Genomic DNA, 2,286 nt, shown 5'->3' with positions numbered 1-2,286 from the left:
GGCATGAACACCACGTCGTCGGCGCCGCCCAGCCCGTGCGGGAAACCCTGTCCGCGCTCGGCGTCCAGGCCGGTGTCGAGCATGGTGTGCACCGGGTTGGTCCGCCGGCGCCAGCCCTTCTGCGGGCCGTTGCCGTCGAAGGACTGCGCGAGCGAGAAGGTCACCCCGCGGCGGACGAGCGCCGCGCCTTCGCGGCGCTTAGCCGCGTCCAGGAAGTTCAGCGTTCCGAGCACGTCGTCGTCGCCCCAGCGCCCCCAGTTGGAGCACCGCTTGGCGGCAGCGGCGATGGCGCTCTCCGGGTCGGTCCGGTCGAGCGGCGGGATGTCCGGGGCGCTGTTCACATCGTCTACGGTCGGTCCTGGCAACGGTGCCCGGGAACACCGAATGCGTGATGCCCGGCATCACGGCGGTCTATAACAGTCCGCCGAGCAGGGCGATCCGGCCGTCGGGGATGATGCACGGGTGAGGTTCTTCCATGCCGAGTGAGCGCTTCACCGGGCTGGCCGCCGTGCTGGACGCCGTCCGGGACGACGAGGGCATCACCCAGCCCATGCTGGTCGATCGGGTGGGGCTCGGGCGCAGCATCATCGCCCGGCGGGTCGCCGAGCTGGAGGCCGCGGGGCTGCTCGCGCCGGACGGCCTCGGCGTGTCCACCGGCGGCCGGGCGCCACGACGGCTACGGCTGCGGGCGGAGGCGGGCTTCGTCCTCGGCGTCGACATCGCCTCGCACGAGCTGGTGGTCGGGCTCGCCGACCTGGCCGGGACGATGCTGGCCACCAGGCACGAGCACATCGACGTCGCGTACGGCCCCGCGGCGGTCCTCGCCCGGGTGGAGAGCATGAGCGCCGCGCTCCTGGACGAGGCCGGCGTCCGCGGCGGGCTGCGGTCGGTTGCGCTCGGCATGCCGGAACCGGTCAGTTTCGACGACGGAGCTCCGGTCGCACTGCCGACGATGCCGGAGTGGAGCCCACATCCGATCCGCGAGCGGCTGGTGTCCCTGTGGTCGGCCCCGGTGTGGATGGACGACCGGGTCAACCTGCTGGCGCTCGGCGAGCGGCGGGTCAACCCGCTGGCGGGGCGGTCCCAGCACATGATCTATCTGGGCGGCGGGGCGGGCATCGGCGCCGCAGCCGTGGTGGACGGTCGCCTCTACCGAGGGTCGCGGGGACTGGCGGGTGCCATCGGGCACGTGCCCGTGCCCGGTGCCGACGAGGTCGTCTGCCACTGTGGGAACGCCGGCTGCCTCGAGGCCGTCATCGGCGGCCCGGCCCTGACCCGGGACGGCCGGAAGCTGGCCGAGGCGGGGCAGAGTCCGGCATTGGCGGCCGTCCTGGCGGACACCGGGACGCTGCGGCCGCTGGACATCACGCTGGCCGCGGAGCAGGGCGATCCGGCGGCGCGGCGGCTTCTCAACGACTCCGCGACCGTGCTGGGGGCGAGTCTGGGCATGCTGGTCAACGCGTACAACCCGGATCTGGTGATCATCGGCGGCGGCATCGCTCGCGCCGGCGTACGCATCCTGGGCGCCGTCCGCGCGTCCATCCTCCGGCACGTCCCGCCGGCGGCCACCCAGGATCTGCGGATCGAGTTGTCGGCCGTGGACGAGGAGGTCGCCGGCGTGATCGGAGCGGCGCAGTTCGCCCTCGACCAGCTGTTCTCCCCGGCTCAACTGCCCGCCCTGCTGGGCGTCGACGCCGACGCTTAGGGGGTATGGACGGCGCTGATACCCCGCATCAGCAGACCTGGGCACGCGATTCGTTGACTTCCTCCACTGGGCGGAAGAAGGTGGTGGCACTCGTCACGCCGCTCGAAAGGCCCTCCCATGACCTCTCCCGGATCTTCAAGACGCCGCCGTCTCGGCGTGTTCCTGACCGCCCCCGCGCTGGGTGCTCTGCTGCTCGCCGGGTGCAGCTCGGCCAGTGACGACGGCGACGACGGCGCCGGCGGCGGCGCGGCGAACTCCTTCAGCTTCACGTTCGAGAACGCCAGCGGCGGGGCGAAGAACCCGTGGGTCGTCGTGTCCGACCTGTACGCCAAGGAAACCGGCGTGAAGGTCGACGCCAAGGGCCTGCCGCCGGACAGCTACGGCACCGTCGTGCGGACGCAGCTCCAGGGCGGCAACGCCGCGGACGTGATGATGTTCTCCCCCGGCTCCGGCAACGCGAACGCGGTGCTCCCGCTGGCGAAGGCCGGCTACATCGAGCCGCTCGGGAAGGAGACGGCGGCGCTGATCCCGGCCGGCAATGAGGCACTGTTCAGCCTCGACGGGAAGGTGTACGCCCAGCC

2 protein-coding genes and 1 pseudogene are annotated in these 2,286 nt (G+C 72.4%); 2 read left to right on the top strand and 1 reads right to left on the bottom strand.

Annotated elements, in window-relative coordinates:
• Positions 1-341 (bottom strand): annotated as a pseudogene (locus tag AB0M20_RS39105) (cyclase family protein); the annotation flags it as partial.
• A gap of 134 nt (positions 342-475) precedes the next feature.
• Here AB0M20_RS39105 and AB0M20_RS39100 point away from each other — a divergent pair.
• Together AB0M20_RS39100 and AB0M20_RS39095 are read left to right on the top strand one after the other, a co-directional pair.
• A complete protein-coding gene (locus tag AB0M20_RS39100; RefSeq protein WP_364306066.1) occupies positions 476-1,705 on the top strand; it encodes an ROK family transcriptional regulator in 1,230 nt (409 codons plus the stop codon).
• 117 nt (positions 1,706-1,822) lie between these two features.
• The coding region (locus tag AB0M20_RS39095; protein WP_364306064.1) for an extracellular solute-binding protein at positions 1,823-2,286 on the top strand (464 nt) is incomplete at its 3' end.

Source organism: Actinoplanes sp. NPDC051633 (assembly GCF_040681735.1).
GTDB lineage: Bacteria > Actinomycetota > Actinomycetes > Mycobacteriales > Micromonosporaceae > Actinoplanes.
Note: the sequence above shows the minus strand (reverse complement) of the source record. Positions and strands in the feature narration are given on the sequence as shown.